This is a genomic window from Flavivirga algicola (assembly GCF_012910715.1).
In the GTDB taxonomy this organism is placed as follows: domain Bacteria; phylum Bacteroidota; class Bacteroidia; order Flavobacteriales; family Flavobacteriaceae; genus Flavivirga; species Flavivirga algicola.
In genome coordinates, this window is sequence record NZ_JABBHF010000006.1 from 155238 (window position 1) to 180728 (window position 25491).

Annotated in this window: 26 protein-coding genes; 11 read left to right on the forward strand and 15 right to left on the reverse strand. The window is 31.7% G+C overall.

Annotated features, from left to right (window positions below):
• Window positions 1-21: 21 nt before the first annotated feature.
• The gene (locus HHX25_RS11785; protein ID WP_169673491.1) at window positions 22-1293 is read right to left on the reverse strand and encodes a hypothetical protein; all 1272 of its coding nucleotides are present in this window, start codon (window positions 1291-1293) and stop codon (window positions 22-24) included.
• A 306-nt stretch (window positions 1294-1599) separates the two neighbouring features.
• Here HHX25_RS11785 and HHX25_RS11790 point away from each other — a divergent pair, with 306 nt between their 5' ends.
• On the forward strand, window positions 1600-2343 hold the full coding sequence (locus HHX25_RS11790; RefSeq protein ID WP_169673494.1) for a T9SS type A sorting domain-containing protein: 744 nt from the start codon (window positions 1600-1602) through the stop codon (window positions 2341-2343).
• Window positions 2344-2423: 80 nt separating this feature from the next.
• On the opposite strand, the gene HHX25_RS11795 is transcribed toward HHX25_RS11790, so the two are convergent.
• Both HHX25_RS11795 and HHX25_RS11800 read right to left on the reverse strand, forming a co-directional pair.
• Window positions 2424-3101, reverse strand: a complete 678-nt coding sequence (locus tag HHX25_RS11795) for a hypothetical protein (RefSeq protein WP_169673497.1) — start codon at window positions 3099-3101, stop codon at window positions 2424-2426.
• 89 nt (window positions 3102-3190) lie between these two features.
• Window positions 3191-3637 (reverse strand): hypothetical protein, encoded by a 447-nt coding sequence (locus HHX25_RS11800; protein ID WP_169673500.1) that lies wholly within the window; start codon window positions 3635-3637, stop codon window positions 3191-3193.
• A 278-nt stretch (window positions 3638-3915) separates the two neighbouring features.
• Here HHX25_RS11800 and HHX25_RS11805 point away from each other — a divergent pair, with 278 nt between their 5' ends.
• Window positions 3916-4992 (forward strand): DUF3667 domain-containing protein, encoded by a 1077-nt coding sequence (locus HHX25_RS11805; protein ID WP_169673503.1) that lies wholly within the window; start codon window positions 3916-3918, stop codon window positions 4990-4992.
• A 19-nt stretch (window positions 4993-5011) separates the two neighbouring features.
• Here HHX25_RS11805 and uvrA read toward each other — a convergent pair whose 3' ends face one another.
• Window positions 5012-7795, reverse strand: coding sequence for an excinuclease ABC subunit UvrA (uvrA, locus tag HHX25_RS11810; RefSeq protein WP_169673506.1), 2784 nt, complete (start codon window positions 7793-7795; stop codon window positions 5012-5014).
• A 237-nt stretch (window positions 7796-8032) separates the two neighbouring features.
• On the opposite strand from uvrA, the gene HHX25_RS11815 reads away from it, so the two are divergent.
• The gene (locus HHX25_RS11815; protein ID WP_169673509.1) at window positions 8033-8617 is read left to right on the forward strand and encodes an RNA polymerase sigma factor; all 585 of its coding nucleotides are present in this window, start codon (window positions 8033-8035) and stop codon (window positions 8615-8617) included.
• A 58-nt stretch (window positions 8618-8675) separates the two neighbouring features.
• Window positions 8676-8822, forward strand: a complete 147-nt coding sequence (locus HHX25_RS11820; RefSeq protein WP_169673512.1) for a hypothetical protein — start codon at window positions 8676-8678, stop codon at window positions 8820-8822.
• A gap of 27 nt (window positions 8823-8849) precedes the next feature.
• On the opposite strand, the gene HHX25_RS11825 is transcribed toward HHX25_RS11820, so the two are convergent.
• Entirely contained in the window at window positions 8850-9509 is a 660-nt protein-coding gene (locus HHX25_RS11825) for an endonuclease III domain-containing protein (RefSeq protein WP_169673515.1), read from the reverse strand.
• A gap of 35 nt (window positions 9510-9544) precedes the next feature.
• Between HHX25_RS11825 and bcp the strand changes: the two genes are divergently transcribed.
• On the forward strand, window positions 9545-10000 hold the full coding sequence (bcp, locus tag HHX25_RS11830; RefSeq protein WP_169673518.1) for a thioredoxin-dependent thiol peroxidase: 456 nt from the start codon (window positions 9545-9547) through the stop codon (window positions 9998-10000).
• Between the two features lie 132 nt (window positions 10001-10132).
• On the opposite strand, the gene HHX25_RS11835 is transcribed toward bcp, so the two are convergent.
• Complete coding sequence (locus HHX25_RS11835) at window positions 10133-11596, reverse strand: TonB-dependent receptor (protein WP_169673521.1); 1464 nt, start codon at window positions 11594-11596, stop codon at window positions 10133-10135.
• A gap of 91 nt (window positions 11597-11687) precedes the next feature.
• Here HHX25_RS11835 and HHX25_RS11840 point away from each other — a divergent pair, with 91 nt between their 5' ends.
• Both HHX25_RS11840 and HHX25_RS11845 read left to right on the forward strand, forming a co-directional pair.
• Window positions 11688-12449 (forward strand): MBL fold metallo-hydrolase, encoded by a 762-nt coding sequence (locus HHX25_RS11840; protein ID WP_169673524.1) that lies wholly within the window; start codon window positions 11688-11690, stop codon window positions 12447-12449.
• A 10-nt stretch (window positions 12450-12459) separates the two neighbouring features.
• Complete coding sequence (locus tag HHX25_RS11845) at window positions 12460-12960, forward strand: hydrolase (RefSeq protein ID WP_169673527.1); 501 nt, start codon at window positions 12460-12462, stop codon at window positions 12958-12960.
• Window positions 12961-12962: 2 nt separating this feature from the next.
• Here HHX25_RS11845 and HHX25_RS11850 read toward each other — a convergent pair whose 3' ends face one another.
• Together HHX25_RS11850 and HHX25_RS11855 are read right to left on the reverse strand one after the other, a co-directional pair.
• Window positions 12963-13331 (reverse strand): DNA topoisomerase IV, encoded by a 369-nt coding sequence (locus HHX25_RS11850; protein WP_169673530.1) that lies wholly within the window; start codon window positions 13329-13331, stop codon window positions 12963-12965.
• A 32-nt stretch (window positions 13332-13363) separates the two neighbouring features.
• Window positions 13364-13753, reverse strand: coding sequence for a helix-turn-helix domain-containing protein (locus HHX25_RS11855; RefSeq protein WP_169673533.1), 390 nt, complete (start codon window positions 13751-13753; stop codon window positions 13364-13366).
• Window positions 13754-14040: 287 nt separating this feature from the next.
• Here HHX25_RS11855 and HHX25_RS11860 point away from each other — a divergent pair, with 287 nt between their 5' ends.
• Entirely contained in the window at window positions 14041-15183 is a 1143-nt protein-coding gene (locus HHX25_RS11860; RefSeq protein ID WP_169673536.1) for a M14 family metallopeptidase, read from the forward strand.
• Between the two features lie 70 nt (window positions 15184-15253).
• A complete protein-coding gene (locus HHX25_RS11865) occupies window positions 15254-15733 on the forward strand; it encodes an Lrp/AsnC family transcriptional regulator (protein ID WP_169673539.1) in 480 nt (159 codons plus the stop codon).
• Between the two features lie 56 nt (window positions 15734-15789).
• Here the strand turns inward: HHX25_RS11865 and HHX25_RS11870 are convergent, their stop codons facing one another.
• Window positions 15790-16632 (reverse strand): cupin-like domain-containing protein, encoded by an 843-nt coding sequence (locus HHX25_RS11870; RefSeq protein ID WP_169673542.1) that lies wholly within the window; start codon window positions 16630-16632, stop codon window positions 15790-15792.
• Between the two features lie 478 nt (window positions 16633-17110).
• Between HHX25_RS11870 and HHX25_RS11875 the strand changes: the two genes are divergently transcribed.
• Window positions 17111-18367: an MBOAT family O-acyltransferase gene (locus HHX25_RS11875; protein ID WP_317169083.1), complete on the forward strand. Its 1257-nt coding sequence runs from the start codon at window positions 17111-17113 to the stop codon at window positions 18365-18367.
• Between the two features lie 5 nt (window positions 18368-18372).
• Window positions 18373-19320, forward strand: a complete 948-nt coding sequence (locus HHX25_RS11880) for a hypothetical protein (protein ID WP_169673548.1) — start codon at window positions 18373-18375, stop codon at window positions 19318-19320.
• 17 nt (window positions 19321-19337) lie between these two features.
• Here the strand turns inward: HHX25_RS11880 and HHX25_RS11885 are convergent, their stop codons facing one another.
• The 6 genes from HHX25_RS11885 to HHX25_RS11910 form a co-directional block, all read right to left on the reverse strand.
• Window positions 19338-20390: a peptidoglycan bridge formation glycyltransferase FemA/FemB family protein gene (locus HHX25_RS11885; RefSeq protein ID WP_169673551.1), complete on the reverse strand. Its 1053-nt coding sequence runs from the start codon at window positions 20388-20390 to the stop codon at window positions 19338-19340.
• 156 nt (window positions 20391-20546) lie between these two features.
• The gene (locus tag HHX25_RS11890; RefSeq protein WP_169673554.1) at window positions 20547-23216 is read right to left on the reverse strand and encodes a GNAT family N-acetyltransferase; all 2670 of its coding nucleotides are present in this window, start codon (window positions 23214-23216) and stop codon (window positions 20547-20549) included.
• A gap of 7 nt (window positions 23217-23223) precedes the next feature.
• Window positions 23224-23850: an acetyltransferase gene (locus HHX25_RS11895; protein WP_169673557.1), complete on the reverse strand. Its 627-nt coding sequence runs from the start codon at window positions 23848-23850 to the stop codon at window positions 23224-23226.
• A gap of 41 nt (window positions 23851-23891) precedes the next feature.
• Window positions 23892-24500, reverse strand: coding sequence for a sugar transferase (locus HHX25_RS11900; protein WP_169673560.1), 609 nt, complete (start codon window positions 24498-24500; stop codon window positions 23892-23894).
• Window positions 24501-24529: 29 nt separating this feature from the next.
• Window positions 24530-25198, reverse strand: coding sequence for an acetyltransferase (locus HHX25_RS11905; RefSeq protein ID WP_169673563.1), 669 nt, complete (start codon window positions 25196-25198; stop codon window positions 24530-24532).
• Window positions 25199-25239: 41 nt separating this feature from the next.
• Window positions 25240-25488 (reverse strand): acyl carrier protein, encoded by a 249-nt coding sequence (locus HHX25_RS11910; RefSeq protein ID WP_169673565.1) that lies wholly within the window; start codon window positions 25486-25488, stop codon window positions 25240-25242.
• Between the last annotated feature and the right edge of the window lie 3 nt (window positions 25489-25491).

Below are 25491 nucleotides of genomic sequence, written 5' to 3' on the forward strand. Positions count from 1 at the left end.
CAAACTAACCAACCAAAATTGTTATGATCGTCTTCTACTAGTCGATCTTGTATTGTAATTACTAGATTTACTTCTGCTTTGAGTAGCTCTTTGTCTGTTACCTTGAGAGGGTCTATTAACACTTCTTTGTTGTGTTACTCTGGATCTATTTTGAACAGGACGTTGAGTTGCTACACGTTTTGTATTTCTAATATTATTATTGTTTCTATTATATGTACGTGAGTTTTGTGTTCTTGGTTTTTGAGTAACTATATTTTTACGCTCACGAGTATTTGTTCTTACTTTATTGGTTTGATATTTAACGGTGTTATTAGCATTTTCTCTGGTTCTTTTTATTTGGTTTCTTTGGGTGTGATTTCTTGTGTTTTTAACAGTGTTGTTATTGCGTCTAATAACCGTTTTATTGTTTCTGATGATTGTAGGATTGTTTCTTGTGTTTCTATTTATGTTAGAATTGTTGCGTCTGGTAATATTTCTGTTTCCTGTTGAATAATTTCTGCCAGAATTCCTATTGGTAGCGCTGTAGCGTCTTGTGTTATTGTTTTGAGCGATACTTCTTCTGGAGTTAGCATTCCTATTTATTCGTGTAACATTTCGAGTACTTCTATTTACTGTGGCATAACTTCTATTTCTTCTTATGGTTTGACCACGTCTACTAGCAATTGCTGTTCTTGGTCGATAATTATTGTAGAAGGGCCTATTGTAAACATAGCGTACAGGTCTGTAGTATTGTCTGTATGGTCTGTTGTAAACTACGCAGTAGTCATAAGCAGGAACGCTATAGTAACGATGCCAAGGTCTGTAAACATAACGTCTGTTGTATACGTTAATAAATCCTGAACAATGCGAAAAACGGTTGTATCTGTTGTAGTGTACATATAAGCCTCCCACACGGTTTACGTATCCGAAACTATTGTAGAAGATATTTACATCGCCCACACGGTTTACACGTCCATAATAATCGTAATAGATAGGTGTATTTTCTATTTGAATGATCGCTCCAAACTCATCATATTGTACATAAGCATCGTAATCATATCCAGAATTAAAACTAAAGTTAATGTTTGGGGTTCCGATTGAGACATTTACATTTGAGGAACAATAACGTTGTATATTAAAGTCAAATTGACCATCTCTAAATATCGAAAATTCGATACCGTTTTCAATAAATATGAAAGAGTTGCCATAACCTCTGTTATAAATAGATGTTGTATTTGATGTATTGGTTGTGGCTGCGTTAGTAGTAAACCCCATAAGGATTAAACTAGCTACTAAGAATATATACTTTTTCATAATAATTTGTTTTAATGGATGAATATATTCTATCAATTACAAACAGCGTGCCAAAAATATTTGGTATAATAATGAGGGCTGAATAAGTATTGTGGTCAACTAAAATTCAAAAAGACAAAGTGGATTTTTGTGTATCCTTAAAGTTTTTTGATGTAAAAAATTGATTTTTAGAGTTTTGTCAAGTTTTTGTCAAGTTTTTTTACAGGTATTTTTTTTATTGACAAGTTTATGTAAAGTTGTTAATGACACAAAAAAAGGAGTTATAAATTAATTTTATATCAATAAATTAACTTAAACTTTATAGATATGAGAAAAATTACTTTATTGCTTTTATTGATAATGGGGTCTTCCGCAATAGCCCAACGAGTAGAGCCTACATTTGTTTGGTCTAATAAATCAAATTATCAAATTAATGGAGAGGATGCAGTTACCTTTAAACCAGGAGATGCAATTACTATAGAAATGACTTACACGATGGGCTCAACAGGAGGCGTTCAAGATGCATTTGATTTTATTTTAGCAGGGCTTCAGGATGAAGCCATAGCTAATCATGACGTTGTTAATGGGGTCTGGGCCAATGAAACTGTTGCGCAGCCAAACGATTATGCATACCCAGGAGCAGGAACTGGCGGTGTTGTTACGGCTAATTATACAATTCCTGCGGATGCTGAATTAAGTTCAGCAAATGCAACTTTGACTTACAGAATCTTAACGTATTTGGCATACACTCCAGATGGTGGCTCTACCATATATGGAGGAGATAACGCTAGCGATCCAACGTTAGTTTACATACGTAGTCAGGCGGAAATTGATGCTATATTATCAACAGAAGACTTCAATAAAAACAAATTACAGTCTTTTTATAGCGCATCTAAAGATGCTATAGTTATTAAGGATAGAATTGATAGCGGTTATTCAATTTATAATTTATTAGGTCAGGAAGTTTTAGAAGGTGAGATTGCTAATGCTGAAGAAATCAGTGTCGCATCCTTAAAGTCAGGTTTGTATATTTTATCAACCAAAGAGGGAACATTAAAATTTGTTAAGTAAAATAAATAATAACTACTCTTCAAACAAATATAAAAGGGCACCAAGTTAATTGGGGGCCCTTTTATTATAAAAATAACTTATTATTTTCTTTTTGGCTGTTTTTTGACTTTGCCGTTCTTTTTGTAATAGTAATAGTTGTCATCATCATGATGCCTATCCCTGTATTCAAACGCATGTTCTGTAGTGCAAGATTGTACACCGCAAAAATTACAGTAATCATCATGTCTTTTTACCTGACCTCGAGTATTTATAATTTCTCCCCAACGATTGTAACGCACTTGTAGTCCGCCAACCTGATTTAATACCATGTAGCGCCCATGTCTGTAGCTCATATATACAGATCCTATACGTTTAATTTTTCCGAACCTGTCATAATTTAAGTAGACATTACCTATACGTCTCACTTTACCATCTCTGTCATGCGAAATAGAAAACCCTCTATTGTAGCGGTAAGGATTATTATATTTGTGTCTTTTGTTTCGTATACCATAGGTGGCATCTACCAACCCTCTTCTTGAGTTTCTTTTGTAATGTGAGGCCTTATAATAATCACTGTAAGCATTTGTGTTAAAATCAAAACTTCCATCAGGAAAAATCAAAAACTCAACACCACGTTCCATAAACATAATAGGTTGTGCATAGCGGTAATATTTGGTAGTGTTTAAATAGTCTTTTGTTTTTGGATGGTGTAGTTCTGTTGCGGATACAGTTGTTAATCCTATTAACAAACCTGCAAATAATAGTACTAATCTTTTCATAATTATAGGATTAATTATTATGCCTACTCTTTAGCTTTTCGGCTTACGCTATTTTATTGTTTGGTGATTTTTATATGTAATGAGTACTATTAGTTGTACTCATCGTAAGAATGAATGGATTTCATTATTTCTTCATAAAACAAAACAGCTGCCACTAAGTTCTCTTTATCAGAGTATGGTAAAATCGCTTTTTGAAACTCGATCGTGTTTTTTACGTAATTATCGGTGTTTTCAATTTGGTTATCAAGTGCTTTTCTGTTATCATTACTATTAGGAATACCTAAAGTAGACATAGTAACACCAGGTTTTGTGGCAAAAGCTATGTAAGGTAATATATTGGTTAAAACTTCAATCCTTTCTACATACAAGTCTAGTAACTGGCCTTTTTGCATACGTTCTAGTTCATCACCGTCGTGATACTTCTTTATGCCTATATTTTTACTTATGATACTTTTTGGAGCTGTTTTTTTCTGGGAAAACCCAGAGGCTGCAATTAAAAAAAGGCAAATACTTAATAGGGTAATTTTTGTTTTCATGATTTTATGGGGTTGAATTCTGCCTACTCTTTAGCTTTTCGGCTTACGCTATTGTCTAATGGTATTCAATTTGCGTGCCAAAAATACAAATGTCTGATATTTAGAATCTTATGTGGTAATTGTCGTTTTAGGCATAGAGTAAGGCAAAAAATTATAGTAATCCAACTTAATATAAGGAGATATCCTTCAGTATTATATTGCATTTTATTTATCAATATTGTTTTAATTCATAGGTGTTTTTACAAAAATTCTTATTTTTATACAAACCAATCATTTTAATGAAAAGCGAACTCGAGACTTGTAAAAATTGCGAGAATCAATTTGAAAAAACATTTAAGTTTTGTCCGCATTGTGGACAGCAAACCAAGGAAGACCTTACTGTTGGTCTTTTATTTTATAATACAATAAGTAATTATTTTTCTTTTGATGCGCGTTTTTTCAAGAGTTTTTTGCCACTATTGTTTAGGCCAGGGTATTTAGCGAAAAAGTTTATTGAAGGTAAACGTTTATTGTATTTACACCCAGCCCAATTATACTTATTTGTCTCTGTGGTTTTTTTCTTTTTGTTATCGACCATAGTAGTCAGGGAGCAGGTGCAAGATTTAGATTCAGTTTTAAAGAAAACCCTGGATACTCCTTTAATTTCTGATAGTACTAAACAAAAAGCGCAACAGGCTTTGGATTCCGTGAAATTGGATAGTATTTTATTACCTTTAAAAGAGAAGGGGATTCCTGGGATGAAACATGAGCAAGTTGAGGCTTTGGATTCTATAATTAAATCTAATACAGAAACGACAAATGCTGAAGCATTATCTTTTGATTTTGATCAAAATAAGGTAGACTCTTTAATAGCCATTAATGCTAGTGAAACTAAGATTTATAGAGCTATGGGGATGGAAGAAGATGCTGGTTATATTACTAGAAAATTCCATGGGCAAGCACTTAAGTTTTACAAACAACGCAACGGGGGACAAATTTTACAAGCTGTTTACGACACCATTCCGATTTCGCTTTTTGTTCTATTGCCAATTTTTGCTTTTATTTTAAAGCTGCTATTTTATAAGAGGGGAAGTTATGCGCATCATTTGGTTTTTAGCTTTTACTTTTTCTCATTTTTATTCACTGTCTTTAGTTTAATTCTAATCGTTAATAGTTTTTTACTCATTCCAGATTGGATTGATTGGCTACTTGTAGTATCGACCTTTTTCTATTTATTGGTCGCTATTAAACGTTTTTATAATCACGGATGGTTTTTGAGCTTTATAAAAACATGCATTTCAAGTTTTGTTTATTTAATGTTTGTCATTCCAATAGCAGTTGTTATACTTGCTTTGGTAGGTTTCTTTTTTTATTAAACATAAGGAAAGGATATTATTAAAGTTTGTCTTTTAAGAATTTTCCGGTTTCTGAAGCTTTAGTTTTAATGATATCTTCAGGTGTACCATTAGCAACAAGGTTTCCGCCTGTTTCTCCTCCTTCGGGACCTAAGTCTATAATGTAATCAGCACACTTAATAAGTTCTAAGTTATGTTCCACAACTATAATAGAATGCCCATTATTAATTAAAGCATTAAATGACTTTAAAAGTTTTTGGATATCATGAAAATGAAGACCAGTGGTAGGTTCGTCAAAAATAAAAAGCGCTTTGTCTTTATTACGACCTTTACCTAGAAAAGATGCTAGTTTTATACGCTGTGCTTCACCACCTGAAAGGGTAGAAGAGCTTTGCCCCAAGGTTACATAGCCCAGACCGACATCTTGCAAAGGTTGCAACTTGTTTTTTATTTTAGTTTGGTTATGAGCCTCAAAAAACTCGATGGCATCATCTATCGTTAAATTTAAAATATCGTCAATACTTTTGTCGCCAAATGTAACTTCTAGTACCTCTTTTTTAAATCGTTTTCCTTTGCAGGTTTCACATTCCAGATGTACATCGGCCATGAATTGCATTTCAATAGTTACTTCACCTTCACCTTTGCAAGTCTCACAACGACCGCCATCTACATTAAAAGAAAAATGTTTTGCCTGATAATTTCTTATAGCGCTTAACTTCTGTTTTGAAAACAATGCTCTTATATCATCATAAGCTTTTATATAGGTGACTGGGTTGGAACGTGATGAGCGTCCGATAGGGTTTTGGTCAACAAACTCAATAAGCTTGATATTGCTAAAATTTCCTTCAAGGCTTGTAAACTGACCTGGTTTGTCACCAAAATCGGTTAATTTCTTTTGTAAAGCTGGATATAATATCTTTTTAATCAGTGTGCTTTTTCCACTACCAGAAACCCCAGTAACAACAGTGAGCATTCCTAGAGGAAAACGCACATCAATATTCTTTAAATTGTTTTCACGGGCTCCTTTTATATCTACATAATACTTTGAGGTTCTACGTTTTTCAGGTACTTCAATTTTTAGCGATTCATTTAAATATTGTGCAGTTAATGAGTTTGACGCCAGAATATCGGTGTAATTACCATTTGCAACCACATGGCCTCCAAAAGTGCCCGCTTCAGGACCAATATCTATAATATTATCGGCAGCAACCATAATATCTTCATCATGTTCAACCACAATCACTGTATTTCCTAAATCGCGTAACGATTTTAATACAGAAATTAACCGTTCGGTGTCTTTAGGGTGTAGACCAATACTAGGTTCATCCAATATATACATAGAACCTACCAGGCTGCTTCCTAAAGAGGTAGCCAGATTAATACGCTGACTTTCACCACCAGATAGGGTATTTGATTTTCTATTAAGTGTTAAATATCCTAAGCCAACATTGGCCAGAAATGATAATCTGTTATTTATCTCTTTTAAAAGTCTATCTGCTATTTGTGTGTCGTAATCGTTTAATTCCAGTTGCTTAAAAAAGTTTGCTAATTTATTTAAAGGCATTTCGACCAGATCGGTAATGGTAGCACCGCCCACTTTTACATAAGTTGCTTCGATACGCAGACGTTTTCCTTGACATGCCTTGCATTTTGTTTTTCCACGGTAACGGGATAACATGACACGATTTTGAATTTTATATGCTTTAGATTCTAATTCTGCGAAAAACGAATTTAATCCTTCGAAATACTGATTTCCGTTCCAGATAAGTTGTTTTTGGGCATCATTCAACTCAAAATATGGCTTATGAATAGGGAAGTCAAATTTATGAGAATTGTTCACCAATTGGTCTCTGTACCAACTCATACTCTCACCACGCCATGGAAAAATAGCATTTTCATAAATAGAAAGACCTGTATTTGGGATTACCAAATCGTCATCAATACCAATAATATCACCATAACCTTCACATTTGGGACAAGCACCATATGGATTATTAAAGCTGAATAGGTGCACGTTAGGTTCTAAAAAGCTAATACCATCCAATTCAAATCTATTACTAAAAATGCGTTGCTTACTGTCGCTCAAAGTTTCTATAATACATGCTCCCTTACCTTCAAAAAAAGCGGTTTGTATGGCATCTGCAAGTCTGTTAAGGAAATCTTCTTCATCTTTAATAATAATCCTATCAACTACTAATAAAATATTTTCCTCATCTAAAGATGTGTCAACTTCATCAATTCGAACAACAGTATCTTTTATTTTAATTCTTGCATAGCCTTGCTGTTGAAGGGCTTTAAGCTTATCCTGCATGTTGCGGCCTTCTTCCAAATGAATAGGAGCGAGGAGTAGGAGCTTTTCTCTTTCAGGAAACGTTTTCAAATAATTTAAGACATCGGTAACCGTATCTTTTTTTACTTCGTTGCCAGAGACTGGAGAGTAGGTTTTTCCAATTCTGGCAAATAATAGTTTTAAATAATCATAAATCTCTGTAGTTGTGCCAACGGTTGAACGTGGGTTGGTTGAGTTTACTTTTTGCTCAATGGCTATAGCTGGTGCAATTCCTTTAATATAGTCTACTTTTGGTTTATTTAACCTGCCTAAAAATTGACGTGCATAGCTTGACAAGCTTTCCACATAACGTCTTTGTCCTTCCGCATATAGTGTGTCGAAGGCCAAACTAGACTTCCCAGACCCTGATAAGCCAGTAATAACCACCAACTTATTTCTGGGTATCACAACATCTATATTTTTTAAATTATGCAATTTGGCCCCTTTAATAATAATGTTTTCTTTAGGGCTTACTTCAGAAATGTTAGTATTCATAGGCTTTTTAAAGGAATAATTTTGCAAAGATACTATAAGTATTTCAGCTTAAAAAATGCATCAAATTGTAAATAAATATTAAAAAAAGTGATTAATTTTTGTTTTTTAGGAATGATTGTTGTTATATTTGAATTCATTAATCAACAACAAATCCACTCTCGCCTATAGCAAAATATTACTTTTAAACATGTAACCCCAAGCAAAGAAGCCCTCTTCGATGCACTAAAAGTAATTATTATGCAATACGAAATTATTTCAGATGCTAATCTAGTTAGTAACTACATTAAAGGTGATGAAAGCGCTTTAGAAATACTTATCACCAGACACAAACAGAAAATTTATAGTTTTATTTACTCTAAGGTTTACGATAGAGATATTGCTGAAGATATCTTTCAAGATACTTTTATAAAAGTAATTCGAACACTTAAACGTGGATCGTACAACGAGGAAGGAAAGTTTTTACCATGGGTAATGCGTATTTCTCATAATTTGGTCATTGATTTTTTTAGAAAAAACAAAAGAATGCCAAAGTTTGATAATGCAGGAGAGTTTAGCATCTTTTCTGTGTTAAGTGATACAAGCTTAAATGCAGAAAAAAGCATCATTAAAGAACAGGTTGAAACAGACGTAAGACGTTTAGTGGATGAACTACCTGAGGACCAGAAAGAAGTATTGTTAATGCGCATTTATAACGACATGAGTTTTAAAGAAATTTCAGACAGAACAGGCGTTAGTATTAACACTGCACTAGGAAGAATGCGTTATGCTTTAATCAATTTAAGAAAGATTATAGAAAAGCATAATATTGTTTTAACAAATTGATGCAATAAAGTAAATTTTGCTGCGTTTATATTTTTGAATAAACCCTTAAAAAGATAACATGGCAAAAATTTACTCTAAAAATTCTATTAAAGATTTAAATGAACAAGAACCGAGAGAAGAAACGGTTAATTTTCTTCTAAATTACTCTAAGGCTTTAAGTGTTATAAATTGTAATAAATTGAAGTTTGAAGCGCTTCTAAACTAAGTTTTCAAAAAGTCCTAATATCATATATTAGGACTTTTTTAATTTATTGTACTCATTTATAATTGACTGCCTTCCAATTGTCTTTGTGATAATGTCTTTATCCAAATTCCAACCTCGTGCAGGAGAATACTCTCTACCATACCATATAATTTGAAGATGTAAATCGTTCCATAGCTCTTTTGGAAACAATCTCTTGGCGTCTTTTTCTGTTTGAACCACATTTTTACCATTGCTCAAATTCCATCTGTACATTAATCTATGTATATGGGTGTCTACTGGAAAAGCAGGAACACCAAAAGCTTGAGACATAACAACACTAGCTGTTTTGTGTCCCACGGCTGGCAGGGCTTCTAAGGCTTCAAAGTTTTGCGGTACGTCGCCATGATGTTTTTCTATAAGTATTTTTGACAGACCATGAATGCCCTTGCTTTTCATTGGTGATAAACCAACTGGCTTTATAATATCTCTTATTTCTTCCACAGAAAGTTTAACCATATCGTATGGGTTGTCGGCTTTTTCAAAGAGTAACGGGGTTATTTTATTTACCCTAACATCGGTGCTTTGAGCCGACATTAATACCGCTATTAGCAGCGTATACGGGTCTTTGTGGTCTAAAGGGATGGGTATTTCTGGATAAAACTCATTTAATGTATTAATAACAAAGTTTACTCTTTCTTGTTTGGTCATTCGTTTGTATTTTAGCGATCACAAAGTTATAAAATATGAACACATTAAAAGTAGGAGACAAGGCACCAAATTTTGAAGCTTTCGATGAACAAGGAAACATCGTTAAATTATCGGATTTTGCAGGTAAAAAATTAGTGGTTTTCTTTTATCCAAAAGCAAATACGCCAACATGTACCGTAGAAGCCTGTAATTTGCGTGACGAGTATGCTGTTTTAAAGGAGCAAGGTTATGAAATTTTGGGCGTTAGTGCAGATAGCCAAAAAAAACAATCTAATTTTAAAAAGAAATTTAATTTTCCGTATCCATTATTGGCTGATGTAGACAAAGAAGTTATTAATGCTTTTGGCGTATGGGGAGAAAAAAAGTTTATGGGACGTATTTTTGATGGCATATACCGCATAACATTTGTTATTAATGAAGAAGGGATTATTGAAAAAGTGATCGATAAAGTAAAAGCAAAAATACATGCAGCTCAAATATTAGAGCAATAAGAAAACGTCTAAAGTGTTATTCTAATTTAGGTGAAAATTTTATAGTGCTTAAATAATTAACACATTACATTCTAGACAACTAACACTTTAACTTTAGCTTCTTTTTTTATTTATCCATGTACCCTTGTAATGCTATTTACGCTTAGTGGCTAAAGTTAGGGGTTTTCGAGTATACCCAAATAAACGGTAATCTTTTATTAAGTCTGCGGTCCCTTCGGGCACCATATCTTCCCATCCAAGCTCACCTTCAGAAATCATACGTAAAATTTCACGAGAGAATATACCTAATATACTTGTGTCGTAATCTTTTATATCGATAACTTTTCCGTTGTATTTAAAGAATTTATACAATTCTTTCATGCGAGGATATACTTTTAGGTTTTCACTAGTAATTAATTCTCCAGTTTTTGGGTCTAGCATAGGATATAGGTAAACCTTTAAATCTTTGAAAAATAATTTACCAAATGCTTCAAGAATTCCGCCACTAATATGTCTATAATATTTCTCATCAAAAATATCAACCAAGTTACTTACGCCCATAGCCAATCCCATTCTGGCCTTTGTATAATTTGAGAAATACTCAACTACTTTATAGTATTCCTGGAAATTGGAAATCATAACCGAATGCCCTAAAGAGCATAACAAATCTGCTCTATCTATAAAATCTTGCTCATCAATCTCTCCTTCTGCTCTTAGATTTGATAAAGTGATTTCAAAAACCACAACTGTTTTATCTTTACTAACTTTATTTTCTTTAACGAACATTTCATATGACTTCTCGTACATCGCCATATTTACTTTAGTTACAGGTCTGAAACTACCACGCAAAGCCAGAATATTCTTTTTGTAAAACACTCTTGCAGGAAGGACGTTGGTACCGTCTGGACCAAACACAACGGCATCTGTCATCTCGTTTTTCACAAGCTGCAAACTCATCAATCGGTTATCAATATTTTTAAAAGCAGGCCCAGAAAAATTAATTGTATCAATTTCTAATTGATCTTTATCCAAATGGTCGTATAAATAACGTAGTAATTTTTTAGGCTCATTATATTTATAAAAAGCCCCATAAATAAGATTAGTACCTAACACTCCTAGAGTTTCTTGTTGCAAGCGCGCATCGGTTTCTTTAAACCGAAGGTGTAAAATGATTTCATTATAATCACCTGTAGCTTCAACTTGGTATTTAATGCCTACCCATCCATGCCCTTTAAATTGCTTAGCAAAATCTATGGTAGCAACCGTATTTGCGTATGTGAAAAATATCTTGTTCGGGTGTTTTTCTCGCGTAAGCCTGGTTTCCATAAGGTGCATTTCATGACTAAGCATCTTTCTTAATCGTGCCTCGGTTACATAGCGACCGTCATCTTCTGCTCCATACACGGCATCACTAAAATCCTTATCATAAGCAGACATGGCTTTAGCTATGGTGCCTGAGGCTCCACCAGCTCTAAAAAAGTGACGACAAGTTTCTTGACCTGCTCCGATTTCAGCAAATGTTCCGTAAATATTTTCGTTTAAATTAATACGAAGTGCTTTCGATTTTAATGACGGAATATCATTAAATTCTTTGTCGCCTGTTATGGTTATTTCCATATGATTAACTGCTTATTTATCCTTTTACAAAGGTATTAAATATGTGTAGCAAACAAAAAAATAACGTTATTTTTGTGCAAAACTAAAATCGTTGAAAGTAACTTTTCTAGGAACAGGAACATCACAAGGCATCCCAATAATCGGAAGCAAACATCCTGTTTGTTTAAGTTCTAATTCTAAAGATAAAAGGTTGCGTGTTTCTGTATTGGTAACCTGGGAACATTATAAATATGTAATTGATTGCGGTCCTGATTTTAGATATCAAATGCTAAGAGCAGGATGTGATAGAATTGATGGTGTTATTTTCACTCATGAACATTCCGATCATGTATCGGGGTTAGATGATATTAGGCCGTTTTATTTTAGACAAGGCGATATTCCTATTTATGCGCATAAACGTGTATTGAAATCTTTGCGAAAACGATTTGATTACATTTTTGCTACTAAAAATAAATATCCAGGGGCACCAACAGTCATTACAAATCGAATAAAAAACAAACCATTTAAGTTGCAAAATTTAGAAGTAGTGCCTGTAAATGGCTTACATGACAAGTTACAGGTTTTTGGTTTTAGGTTTAGTGATTTTGCATATTTAACCGATATGAAAACAGTATCGGATGAGGAAATTAAGAAAATAAAAAATGTCAAGGTTTTAGTTGTAAATGCTTTAAGAATAGATTCTCATCGTTCGCATTTTAATTTAGAAGAAGCATTACAATTCATTGACAAAGTGAATCCGGAAACAGCATACTTAACTCATATTAGCCATTTGCTGGGGTTTCATGAGGAAGTAGAGAAGACATTACCAGAAAATGTTTTTTTGGCTTATGATGGATTAGAGATAACAATTTAAATTAAAGTATATGAAACAAAGAATTTTTATGTACCTGTTCGTTTTTGCAGCATTATTGGTTTTATTTCAGTATGTTAACTCAAAACGGGTGTTTGAAGACATAAATAACAAATTAGTAACTCAAAAAAAAGCATTAAATAAATACAAAGATTCGTTAGCAGTCTTACAAGATGATATTTTAGAAGTATCCCATTTTAATTTAGACAGAAATGAGGATGCCATTAGTTATTTTGAAAATGATGGCTATAATGTTTCTGAATTAATTCCTTTTATAAAAGATGAGCTTTACAGATTAAATGAAGTAAAAGGCGAACACCCTATCGTACCTTATGCTGCCAGCGAAGGCAGAAAAATGCTAATCAATACTGTGAAAATGCTAAACCACAAGTGGATTATAGCTGATTTTTCGGATGGTGAATTTTGGGGAGAGATTTTTTTAACTTACGAAATAACAGAGGATAAGCAACTTAAATTTAATTTAGTTGAATCATTTTTATACCCATTCTATTAGAATTATTTTGTCTTATAGGCCACTCCTTTTTGTTTTTTTGTTTCTCCCACATAGGAGTATTCAAACGTATACGAAGAATCCGTTGTCGCTAAAATTTTTAAATGAATATCTTTTTGCTCAGCCATATTTTTAGGATTGATCGTTTTAAAAATAACTTCACAATCGTTTATCCAACGCAGTGCAGATGAATCTATTTTATTGTTGTAAGTCTCAATCTGTAGTTTCTCTGTTCGCTTAAATTTAGATACGAACAATTCGTCATTAATAACCACTTCACTATAAAATTCGCCAGTTTTATAATCTTTGCAATTTCGAGCTGTTTCGTAACAACTTATCAAACTCAATAAAAATATCAGGAGTAAAAGTCTCATTTTGTAAATTTAAGCGCAAATTTACTAAAGAATCATTCTAAATTCTGAAAATTTTTAAAACTTCCGTCAGTATAAAAAATAACAATACGTTCAATTTCTTTATCGTTATTAGATTTTTTAGGTGTTTTAATTTGCTCTTTTATGCTTTCACTTACAGAAAAAAGGTCTGTTTCTCTTGTAATGGGGGCAGGTCTATCTTTAGGAAATTCTCCTTTACCATTTAATAGCCAATACAAATCAACTTCAGGAAAGGCGGAAAGGGTTTTTAAGATAAAATCCAAACTAGGTTTATTTCTTCCAGATAAAATATGGGAAATGCTTGAGCGCTGTACGCCGATCTTCTCAGCAAAAGATGAAGCGGATTCACCATAGTAATCCATTATTTGTTGAAATCTGTTTACAAAATCTTCAATGTTTACCATTGTAAACAAGTTTAAATTAATGACATTACAAATGTAGCTATATAAAGTTAAATCATTACTATATATTCTTTATAATTACTATTATATATAAACTATAAGTTGATATAAATAGTTTTAAAAGTCTAATATTAAGTGTTTTAATTTGTAATTATAAAGCAATCGTATTTTATGTAAACAAATGTAAATTAAAGGCTAATATATGAATTACACTTGTAAACATGCTTGTTATTTTACTTGTTTACATTTGTGAAATTGTAAATGTTTACATTTGTTACATAAAAAACAATATGAAAGTAGAAGAAATAAAATCCCTGTTTTTAAAACACAAAGAAGTTAGTTTATGGCATCGCTATATAACTAATAAGCACATAGAACCTCTCCTAGATAATTTAGGTAAACATGTTATTTGGGAAACGATTGGTGAATCAGTTTTAAACAACCCTATTTATGGATTAAAAATTGGTGCTGGTAATAAACGTATTTTAATGTGGTCTCAGATGCACGGTAACGAATCAACTACAACTAAAGCGCTATTTGATCTATTAAACACATTCTTAAAAGATACAAGCCTTAAAGGTATTTTAGAAGCTTGCACATTATATGTTATACCTATATTAAATCCTGATGGTGCAGAAGCGTATACACGTATAAATGCTAACAGGGTTGACTTAAATAGAGATGCTCAAGATTTATCACAGCCGGAGAGCAAGGTGTTAAGAAGTATTTTTAACTCATTTAAACCGCATTTTTGTTATAATTTACATGGTCAACGCACTATTTTTAGCGCAGGGCGCACAAATAAATCTGCAACGGTATCCTTTTTGTCACCAGCACAAGATGAAAATTGTACTATAACACCCAATAGAAAGGTTGCTATGGAAATTATTGGAGTTATGAATGATACCTTGCAAAAGATAATTCCTAATCAGGTAGGGGTATACGACGATGCATTTAATTTAAATTGTGTAGGGGATACGTTTCAAAGAGAGGGAATTCCTACTGTTTTGTTTGAGGCTGGTCATTATGAAGGTGATTATGACCGGGAAATCACTCGTGAGCTCATTTATACATCGTATATTTCATCATTAAGTTATATTGCAAATAAAGATGTCATAGGTAATTATCATGAATCTTATTTTGAAATTCCAGAAAATGAAAAGTGTTTCTATGATATTATTGTTAGAAATGCCAAAGTAGGGCATATGAAAAAAGATATAGCTATTCAATATCAAGAAAAGCTGGTAAATGGAAAAATAGAATTTTTTCCTAAAATAGAAAAAATTGAGAGTTTGGATGCTTTTTTTGGACATAAAGAAATAGATGCCAGTGGTTTTGAAGTATTTGGACATGACAATCAATTAGTAGATATTAATTACGAAAACGTTTTCGTAATAATAAATAATGATAAAATCGCATTATTACCGAAATAAAACATATCTTTTATGCATAATTATTAGTGAAAATGTATTAATTTTGACTTTTATTTAAGAATAATTAATTATGGGGAAAATTAAATTAGACGAAATCGACCATCAAATTCTTGATATGTTAATTGATAACACAAGAATACCATTTACAGACATTGCCAAAAAGTTATTGATCTCCGCAGGTACAGTACATGTTCGTGTTAAAAAAATGGAAGAATCAGGAATCATTAAGGGCTCTTCATTAATGTTGGATTATAAAAAACTTGGTTATTCATTTATAGCATATGTGGGTGTGTACCTAAATAATACCTCTCAAACGAAGTTTGTTTTAGAACGCATTAATGAAATTGCATATGTCACCGTAGCACATATTACGACCGGAAAATTTAATATTTTCTGTAAGATTAGAGCTAAAAGTACAGAACATGCTAAAGAAGTTATTTTTCTATTAGATGATATTGAAGGGGTATACAGAACCGAAACTATGATATCTTTAGAGGAAAGTATTAATGATAAGAAACGTTTGATGCATTCTATATTTAAAAATTTATAAATTGCAATTTTTCTGATATATTTAAAATAAAAAAGCCCTTTTAGGGCTCTTTTATTTTAATTCTTTTCGCAACAAAAACAGTTATTAGCTTTGTAATAACCTCTCTTATGCAAGGACTGTATTATTCTTTCTTTAAGCTTCAGGCTATAAACTTCAAATTTAGTATAACCAAAATTACTAATGCTTATTGAGGGATTTATAGCTTGTACATAATGCCACCAATTTTGAGGTACAAATAGCACATCTCCTGGTTCCAGAATAACACTTTTAAAATCATTATCCATAAATTTAGGAAATTTGTCTTTATCGAAATTATTGATATCTACCTCACTAGCTACAGCACCATAAATATGCTTGCTGCTTGGATACATTGTTTTATTAAACGCTGTAGAACAAATAATAAACATTTTTTTTCCTCGTATTTGAGCATACATATTATTAGCCGTATCTGCATGAAAACCAGATATAGTACCTGCTGGTCCAATCCAAGCTGTGACATCATTTAACTTAGTATGTGCTTCAAAAAAAGAAAAATCGATATGATCTTTAAGTTCTGGATAGTATTCAAAAACATCTAATGTTGTCAAATAATCTTTAAAATTTTTATTATTGTCTTCTGCATCTTTTAATTGTCTTATATAATCTTTAAAAGAAGCCTTTCTATACCTGTTGTCATCCTGAATAAAATTATCTGATAGCAAGAATATATCTTTATCATCTTTAAGGCTTAGAAAAAAGTCTAAGTCCCATTTTTTTACAGATTCCCATTCTTTAGCCAGTCCTTTTATTATTACAGGCTTTTTCTTATTGAAATAGTCTTTTTTGAAAGAAGTAGCATCTATAGATGAAATTTCTTTAATTGGTTGACTTTGATCTAATATTTCAGATACTATATTCATCTTATATTTTTTATGCTTTGAAAATAACGTAAAACCCTTTTCTGGTAGATAAAAATATCAAAATTATTAATGTTAGATCCCTATAATCAAATTACTTAGATTAATTGATCAATTATTTCGACATACCAACTTTAAGGTATCATATATATCGATGAAGTGTAAAGCCCATTTTGTGTTATTGGTATAATAATCATGTAATTCAAAGAATAATTTTGATATTCCGAATAGGGTGTAAGACATTTATAGATATTTCGACTGTCAAGATATTTTAATTGGATAATACATGGTATTTAACTCTTTAGATTTTTTTATTTTTCTTTTCATAGTCTTTGTGCTTTATTGGCTTCTTTTTAAGAACCATGTTAAAATCCAAAATATTTTTTTACTAGTAGTTAGCTACATTTTTTATGGTTGGTGGGATTGGAGATTTCTTTCTTTAATACTATTAAGTACAACTGTAGATTATTTTGTTGGGATTATGATAGATTTCAATACAAAAAAAAACAAAAGAAAGTTATGGCTTTGGGTGAGTGTCTTGTTTAACGTTGGTCTTTTAGGTTTTTTTAAATATTACAACTTTTTTGTAGACTCATGGATAGATATGTTCTCTATGCTTGGATACCATATAAAAAGTACATGGACATTAAAGGTTATACTTCCTGTAGGTATTTCTTTTTACACGTTTCAAACCATGTCCTATTCCTTTGATATTTATTACAATAAACTCAAGCCAACAAAAGACTTTTTGTCTTTTGCCGCCTTTGTGAGTTTCTTTCCTCAGCTAGTAGCTGGACCAATAGAGCGGGCTTCAAATTTACTTTCTCAAATAATAAATAAAAGAACTTTTAGTTACGATCAGTCCGTAAATGGTTTAAAATTAATACTATGGGGGTTATTTAAAAAAGTGGTTATTGCAGATTCATTAGCTCCCATTGTGGACGATATTTTTGCTAATTATAGTACTTATTCAGCTTCAACACTCATTTTAGGGGTTACTTTATTTAGTTTTCAAGTATACGGTGACTTTAGTGGGTACTCCGATATCGCTATTGGTACAGCCAAATTATTTGGTATAGAACTAAAATCTAATTTTAAATTCCCAAACTTTTCCAGAAATGTTGCCGAATACTGGCAACGTTGGCATGTTTCACTCTCTACTTGGTTTAGACACTATGTTTATATACCACTTGGGGGTTCTCGTGTTAGCAAACTAAAATCTGTTAGAAATATTATCATCATTTTTCTGGTAAGTGGTTTTTGGCATGGAGCCAATTGGACATTTATTTTCTGGGGTGCATTCCATGCTTTAGCGTTTATTCCTGTTTTTTTAATGGGAAGAAATACCATATATAAAAATAGTGTCGTAGGTGAGAACTCTTTATTTCCTTCTTTTATTGAAATAGGGCAGGTACTGCTTACATTTTCTATTGTTACTTTTTCTAGAATATTTTTCAGATCGGAATCGATTACAGATGCGTTTGAGTTTATAAAAAGAATATTATCTAATTTTACATATGAAGTATATAATCACCCAATGGGCTATAGAATGGTTGATTATTATATACTTATAGCTTTATTTGTTTTGTACGAATACCGTATTAGAAAAGATGAACGCGCTCCGTTTAAATTTAAATCTAAAATAGTTAGGTTCATAGTATATACTATAGTCATTTTGGGCATGCTTCTATTTTATGATAGTAACATTGACAGATCATTTATTTACTTTCAATTTTAACTAGGATGAAAAAATTATTTTTAAAAACCGCTGTGTATGCTATTTTGATTTTAATAGCATTAGAGGTTATTGTGCGTGTTTTTCATTTAGCAAAAGATAATCCTTCTCGTTTTGTTGATAAGTATAAGGTTGAAAAATGGGTTCCAAATCAAGAGGGGTATTCCGTAACGGGGAACCGTCGACAAAATTTTTCTAAATTCTACATAAATAATTCTGGTTATAATTCATATAGAGAATTTACACCCTCGGAAGAAAAGATAGAAATAGCTCTTGTTGGTGATTCTTTTATTGAAGGGTTTCATCAAAATTATTATAATTCAATAGGTAAGAAGATTGAAAAGAGGTTAGCGGGTATAGAAGTTTACGAATATGGCTATGCTGGCTACGATTTGGCCGACCAATTACACTTAATTAGTGTATACAAAGAAACGTTTGATAAAATAGATCATATCGTTTTAGGTTTAAAGTTTGAAAATGATTTACTTAGAGACAAGTATCAAGTTGTTCAAGATAGGATGCACTTAGAATCTCCTTTATATAAAAAGGCTCGTAAAATAAAACTGTTGGTTTACACACAAAATATAGGCATATTGCAGCCTTTATGGAAGTTAGCAGGTCGATTAATGTCTATTGGAAAAAAAAGGAAAAAGGAACCAGAAAAAGTTATAACGAAAGAAGATATTGAAGCAAAACACCTTACTTATATAAAAAACTTTAAAAGTTTAATAGACCTGTATGGTTATGATAAAGAGCGATTTGTATTTCTTCTGGATACTAAAATTACGCCTCAATTATTTTTAGATTATTTGCATGACAACAGCTTTAAATATATTGACATGCATCCCCCTTTAAATGCTTCTAAATTACCAACAACGCTCATATACGATAGGCATTGGAACAATCATGGTAGAGAAATAATAGCAGAAATAATAGCTGATTACATAAAGGAATAATGTTCTTTATCGCAACTTTATAATCCGTTGCATCTGTATAAAGGAAAAAAATCGAGATCACAATCGCAATCGGAGGGCATATATTCTTCTACCAAACTGTCATAAACTTTTTTGTTTATTATATGCTTCCATATTTTAAAGGGCTTGAAGTCTTTAGAAAATGAAGATTTGAACCTAAATAGTCCATCATCGGAATTACCTAAACCTCCTCCAAGATTAAAAAAGGTTTTGTCTTCATTTTTAGCAATAATTCTCATTTCATCTATAAGTAAACGAATAGGGGAAAGGTCTAAAAATTCAGCTTTGGTTCCCGAAAGATGGTATTGAACAACATCATTCGTTTTTACCATTAATGCTGCTGAAATTATTTCGTCTGTATCTTTTAAAATGGCAAATAAGATATCCGTTTCGTAGTCATTACTATTTACAAATTTTAAAAAATAATCTTTTGAGAAATAATAATGTTCTTTGGCGTTAACACGATCCATATTTTCATAATATAGATTTACAAAACTATCTATATGAGATGGACAGTTACTTCGAATTATTTGGCATTGCCTTCTGCATTTGTTTATATAACGTTTCGTGATTTTAGAATAGGCTGCTCGTTGTTCATCAAGAGGTAGGGTTAAATCAATATTAACAACATTACCTAACTCTTTTGTTTGGCCTATATTTTTTAACACCTGTTCTTGGTTAATAATAAATGGATTTAGCCTAGAAAAGACCGAAACAATTTTTTCTTGAACAAAATAATTGTTTAATGCTTTTGAAAAAAAGCTATTGTCAAAGTTTTTATCCAGATTCTTTTGTAAAGGACCTGCATATCCATAAACAGATGTGGCATCAAAATAATCTGTATCGTTAATTTTTCTTATCAAAAATGGAAAACAGATAACTTTATTTCCTTCAGTATATTTAAGTAAAACAGCTTTTTCATCACCTAATTTGGATAGATAATGATAATCATAGGTATGATAAAAATCATAGTAACCAATATCGTCTAACGTATTGTACCACTCGGTTTTTTTTTCGATAACCCTTAAGTTTGCTATTAATTTACTTTTCATACTTTGAGTTTAATCCTACGGCATTATTTATTAATTAGAATTAATAAAAGTTTTGTTCTTGGATATATAAAACCTCTGAAAAAGTTTCTGAAAAACTACTTTTCCATAATTTTAAAAAAATCATCATTTGTTTTAGTCATTAGAAGAGGTTAAGTTTTATCTATTATTAAATCTATATAATGGGAAAAAGTAATTTTTTAATTCCTCTTTATGAATATTTGCATAATCTTCCACATGGTTTTCACAAAGTTTGTCATAGGCTTTATAATCAATTATTTTTCTTCCAGTATAAAATGTTATATCGTCATCTTTCGGGAAAAGAGATTTTTTGCTCTTATACAGCCCATCATTATTTTTTAATCCTCCACCAAGCACGTAAAACTTAAAATTATTTTCAATTGCCCATTTAATAATTTCTACTCTTAAAAAATCATTAGGTCTTTGATTATAGTAATTCGAATCTGTTCCTCCCAAAAAGGCAAAGAGCGTGGTGTCATTTTTTATGATGAGTTCAGCTGAAATAGGAATATCTCCTTGGTAAGCCATGGCTATGGCAAACTCATCGATATTGTTAAGAATTAAATTCCTGAAATATTTTAAGGAGAAGAAGTATATTTTTTTAGCGTTATGCCTTATCATGGTTTCTGTATAAATATCAGAAAAAAGCTTGATAACACCTTCTGTAATCTCCTTATTATCAAAAACTTTTACAGTTAATTTAAATGAAACAGCTTTACGGTAATTATTTCTAACTTTGGATGAAAAAGCATTCCATTGTTTTTCAAAATCATTATAAAGCTGACCTTTTACATTTGAAAGTGAATTTATTAATAATCCAGTATAGCCTAGATAATTTTTGTTTAAACTAAACCTAATAAACTCAGTGATAACATTATTCTTTTTGTACCAAGTGTCTACTGCTTTCCAGAACTCTTTTAAATCTAATTCAGTTACATCAGCATCATTATCATAAAGCGGACCGTTATAACCATATGGTGTAATAGCATCAAAGCATTTCAAATTAGCACCTTTAGATTTTACTTTCCTCAAAATAATTGGCATTAATATTTTAGGAACGCCATTAACTTCAAAAAGAAAATATTTTAAAGTACTTTTATTTTTTTCAAAATACTTCAAATGATCGTAGGCATAGTAGATGTTATTGTTCCAATTCTCTTTTAATAATTTTTTATATTTAATAATATTCAAATCATCATCTAAATTATTAACGTCAAGCTTATAATCTTTGGGTTTATAATCTTTGGGTTTAAACAAGTTATCAGTTAGAATTTTTGATAAAACTTTAGATAGCCATATAATTCTCCCACAATGTTCCACATGCCATACAGGTTTTTTCTCTATAACATTACCTGCTAGCATAGGTCCCATAATGTAAAGGTTTTTACTTGCTTCCAGTGAATCATTCACATGGAATCCAATTTTAGATTCATTGGCAACACAGTAACCTTTTCTCATTAAATTTTGGTGTATTGCAGGTATGTCATCATGGCTTAAATTTTTGCTTCCAACACAATTTATAACTAAATGAAAATGTTTATCATGTGTTTTTTCCTTTTTTGTAGTAGTATCGAGATATTTCAAGCTATAGTTTCCACTAGCATCTGATTCTAGATCATTGAATCGTCCTCGTATATGCTCAAATCTATTTTCTTTTTCTAACCTTGTTATAACATTTGAATAGTGTAACCCTGCACAACGTTGCCTTCTTCCTATCTGGTTGCCATATTCGCAAGCGAATTTTTTTAGCTCTTTAGGACCAAGTGTTTCAAGTAAGACACCAAAATATTTTGAAATTATTTCAACTGTAGATGCCGCTCCCAAATTAATTTGATCGGCAGAATCTAGGTCTTTAAAAGTTGCTTTGGCAATTGCTTTAGCCGTTATTTTTTTTTCTTTTTTTAATTCGTTTAAATGAATTGGGATAAACTCTTTTTGCCTTTCTACATCAATCACGGCATCAGGGACAGTGCCATGTGTTGAAATAAAAGTGAAGTTAGTAGTATTATGCTCATTTTTTGTATAATCATTAAGCTTGTAGATTAATTCTAGAGCACTAGCATTAGCTCCAACTATAAGTACATTTGTAGTTTGCCCATTTCTATTGTTTATAAAATTGTCTATTTTTTCTAAAACAACTCTTAATTCTGGTTTATAGGGGTTGTTAACAAACATGAAGTCTTTCTCCTCAATAAGGTCTTCATTCTTCCAGAGGTAATTTATGGGCAATGAGCCCACAGATAAAACGACTTTTTTAGCACTGATTTCCGTACCGTTTTCTAGAAATATTTTATAGTTGGATTCATTTTTATCTAAATCTATGACTTCTCCCATAACAAAATTAACATCAATAAGTCCTTTTTCTGTAAGTTCTTTTATTTTGTTGTTAACTCTTAAATTAATATAGCAACCAAAAAAACGCCGTGGGATAAAAAGATCTTCCCAATCATTATTACTAATCTTCTCTTCATTATCTATAAGCCATTTTTTAGATAATGCTCCGCCTTCTTTTTCAAATTCATCTAAAAGCCAGGTCTTATTTTTATTAAGCCACTTAATAAATAAGCCAAGCTCTGGTTCTATTAAAAAATTCCTTAAAGAGGTTATCAAAAGGGTTGAGAAACCAGATCTGGAACCGTATGGAATACCAAGATTGAATTCGGAATACTTTTCAATAATGTTAATGGATAATTTATTACCAACGCTCGCTTCATTATCAATCTGGTCTAAAAAATTTATAATACTGAAAGAGGTTGAAATCCCAGAACCAATAAATGTAATATCTGATATTTTTTTATGTGTTTCCAACTTAACTTTATTTTTTAGTTTTTATTACTTTTCCTGGGTTTCCAACAACTGTTGAATAATCAGGTACATCTTTTAATACAATAGTTCCTGCACCAATAGTACACCATTTACCAATTTTTACTTTTGGTATCACTACAGCGCCAACACCAACATGAGATCCTTCTCCAACTTCTACATGGCCACATAGGGCAGCTTTAGGAGAAATATGAGCATAATCACCAATAATATTATCATGGTCAACACTTGCTCCAGTGTTTATAATGACATGTTTCCCAATTGACGTATTGGGTTGAATAATAGCTCCTGCAAATACAACGGTACCTTCTCCAATTGTTGATGTACTTGAAATAATAGCAGATTGATGAATCGCCTTTTCATAAGTACAGTTTAAAAAGCCAGCAATTTCAGCTCGCTCTGCATTTATTCCAACTGCTATAATTACTGGGTCTCCTTCGTGAGGAAATGCATTTAGGTCTTTTCTAGCACCACCAACTACATTATTTTTAGAGGCATGGTGAACACTTTCTGGTTTGTCATCAAAAGTATCTGTAACAATACAATTATTGTTCTCTAAAACCTCTTTTATTACCTGAGAGTGACCGCCAGCTCCATATATTCGTACTTTATTTTTCATTTATGATTGGTTGTTTTTTTATTAATCATATTTTGTAATTATTATACCTTGTTACCCTTCCATGTAGGCATGGTCATATTTTCATTTGTATTTACACCGTCTTTTTTAATGACTTTGAGAACTGTTAGAAAAAAAATCTTTATATCTAAACTGAAGCTTAAATTCTTTACATACCATACATCATATTCAAATTTCTGATCCCAACTTAAGGCATTCCTTCCCTTTACTTGCGCCCATCCAGTGATACCTGGCCTTACATGATGTCTGGTCTTTTGAACATCGTCATACAATGGTAAATATTCTACTAATAAAGGCCTTGGGCCAATAATGCTCATATCGCCCTTTAAAACATTTACAAGCTGTAAAACTTCATCTAATGAATATTTCCTTATGAAGGCTCCAGCTTTTGTAACACGGGTAAGGCTATGAACTTCATTTTTGGCATTTGGATTTAAATCCCTCATCGTTTTAAACTTAATAATTTTAAAAAGTTTTCCGTGTTTGCCTGGTCTAGATTGTAAAAAAAATGGTTTACCGTTATTGGTAAATATCAAAATGATAATGATAATCAAAATCAGTGGTGATAAAACGACCAAACCTATAACCGAAATTAAAAAGTCTAGAAAATGTTTAAAAAATGCTGAGTACATTAAATAATTATTTTTGTTTATGAAACATATTATTTTGCTAAATATGGTTCTCCTATTTGTCTATCCCTAATCTTTTTTCCTGGTATGCCATATACCAGAAGGTTGTTACCTATATCTTCTAAAATCAAAGCGCCAGCTCCAATAATAGTGTGCATTCCTATTTTTATATTTTGAATAATCGTTGCACCTATAGATACTGCCGAAAATTCACCTATGCTAACATTGCCGCCAATAGTTGCATTGGGGGCCAAACTTGAAAAGCCATGCATTATACTATCGTGACCTAGAGATGAATTCGTATTTAAAATACAAAAAGGCTCTATTTTAGCTTCGGCATTTACTATAGCGCCAGCCATTATAACAACACCAGGCTCTATTTTTAAATTGTTACATAAAACTGCATTTGGATGTATAGCTGGTAAAAATTTAAATTCTGGAACAATATTTTTAATAGTATTCCTCACTTTATTTCTCGACCAATTATCTCCAATAGCAATAACCCCTCCAACTATGTCTTCTTTGTCTATTAATTCTGGGATTAAATCTTCTTTACCTAAAATAGTGTAACCCATTATTTTTTGATTAGCATTTTTGTAAGAGTCAATAAGCCCAATAATCTGATACTCATTTCGTTTTTCTATAATATCTATTATAACTTTTGCATGGCCTGATGCACCAATAATTACTATTTTTTTCACCTTTATTGTTTTTTTGGGGAGTGTTAATAAGGATGAAGGTACTAATTTATCGACAATTCAGTTTCAATAGTGTTTAATAAATCCCCAACGCTGTTCATATTCATTAGGTCCATTAACTTAAATTTAATATCAAAAGTTTTTTCAATTTCGGTAATAATCATCATGTGGGTAATTGATTCCCATCCATCAACATCTTCTGCTGTTGTTGCATTTGTAAGCTCAAAATTATTGTGCTCTAACACATTTGAAAATACGGTGCTAACCTTTGTTAAAATTTCTTCTCTACTCATAGT

Coding starts and splice junctions, on each gene's coding strand:
- HHX25_RS11785 (WP_169673491.1), bottom strand. CDS start 1,293: ATGAAAAAGTATATATTCTTAGTAGCTAGTTTAATCCTTATGGGGTTT.
- HHX25_RS11790 (WP_169673494.1), top strand. CDS start 1,600: ATGAGAAAAATTACTTTATTGCTTTTATTGATAATGGGGTCTTCCGCA.
- HHX25_RS11795 (WP_169673497.1), bottom strand. CDS start 3,101: ATGAAAAGATTAGTACTATTATTTGCAGGTTTGTTAATAGGATTAACA.
- HHX25_RS11800 (WP_169673500.1), bottom strand. CDS start 3,637: ATGAAAACAAAAATTACCCTATTAAGTATTTGCCTTTTTTTAATTGCA.
- HHX25_RS11805 (WP_169673503.1), top strand. CDS start 3,916: ATGAAAAGCGAACTCGAGACTTGTAAAAATTGCGAGAATCAATTTGAA.
- uvrA (WP_169673506.1), bottom strand. CDS start 7,795: ATGAATACTAACATTTCTGAAGTAAGCCCTAAAGAAAACATTATTATT.
- HHX25_RS11815 (WP_169673509.1), top strand. CDS start 8,033: ATGCAATACGAAATTATTTCAGATGCTAATCTAGTTAGTAACTACATT.
- HHX25_RS11820 (WP_169673512.1), top strand. CDS start 8,676: ATGGCAAAAATTTACTCTAAAAATTCTATTAAAGATTTAAATGAACAA.
- HHX25_RS11825 (WP_169673515.1), bottom strand. CDS start 9,509: ATGACCAAACAAGAAAGAGTAAACTTTGTTATTAATACATTAAATGAG.
- bcp (WP_169673518.1), top strand. CDS start 9,545: ATGAACACATTAAAAGTAGGAGACAAGGCACCAAATTTTGAAGCTTTC.
- HHX25_RS11835 (WP_169673521.1), bottom strand. CDS start 11,596: ATGGAAATAACCATAACAGGCGACAAAGAATTTAATGATATTCCGTCA.
- HHX25_RS11845 (WP_169673527.1), top strand. CDS start 12,460: ATGAAACAAAGAATTTTTATGTACCTGTTCGTTTTTGCAGCATTATTG.
- HHX25_RS11850 (WP_169673530.1), bottom strand. CDS start 13,331: ATGAGACTTTTACTCCTGATATTTTTATTGAGTTTGATAAGTTGTTAC.
- HHX25_RS11855 (WP_169673533.1), bottom strand. CDS start 13,753: ATGGTAAACATTGAAGATTTTGTAAACAGATTTCAACAAATAATGGAT.
- HHX25_RS11860 (WP_169673536.1), top strand. CDS start 14,041: ATGAAAGTAGAAGAAATAAAATCCCTGTTTTTAAAACACAAAGAAGTT.
- HHX25_RS11865 (WP_169673539.1), top strand. CDS start 15,254: ATGGGGAAAATTAAATTAGACGAAATCGACCATCAAATTCTTGATATG.
- HHX25_RS11870 (WP_169673542.1), bottom strand. CDS start 16,632: ATGAATATAGTATCTGAAATATTAGATCAAAGTCAACCAATTAAAGAA.
- HHX25_RS11875 (WP_317169083.1), top strand. CDS start 17,111: ATGATAGATTTCAATACAAAAAAAAACAAAAGAAAGTTATGGCTTTGG.
- HHX25_RS11880 (WP_169673548.1), top strand. CDS start 18,373: ATGAAAAAATTATTTTTAAAAACCGCTGTGTATGCTATTTTGATTTTA.
- HHX25_RS11885 (WP_169673551.1), bottom strand. CDS start 20,390: ATGAAAAGTAAATTAATAGCAAACTTAAGGGTTATCGAAAAAAAAACC.
- HHX25_RS11895 (WP_169673557.1), bottom strand. CDS start 23,850: ATGAAAAATAAAGTACGAATATATGGAGCTGGCGGTCACTCTCAGGTA.
- HHX25_RS11900 (WP_169673560.1), bottom strand. CDS start 24,500: ATGTACTCAGCATTTTTTAAACATTTTCTAGACTTTTTAATTTCGGTT.
- HHX25_RS11910 (WP_169673565.1), bottom strand. CDS start 25,488: ATGAGTAGAGAAGAAATTTTAACAAAGGTTAGCACCGTATTTTCAAAT.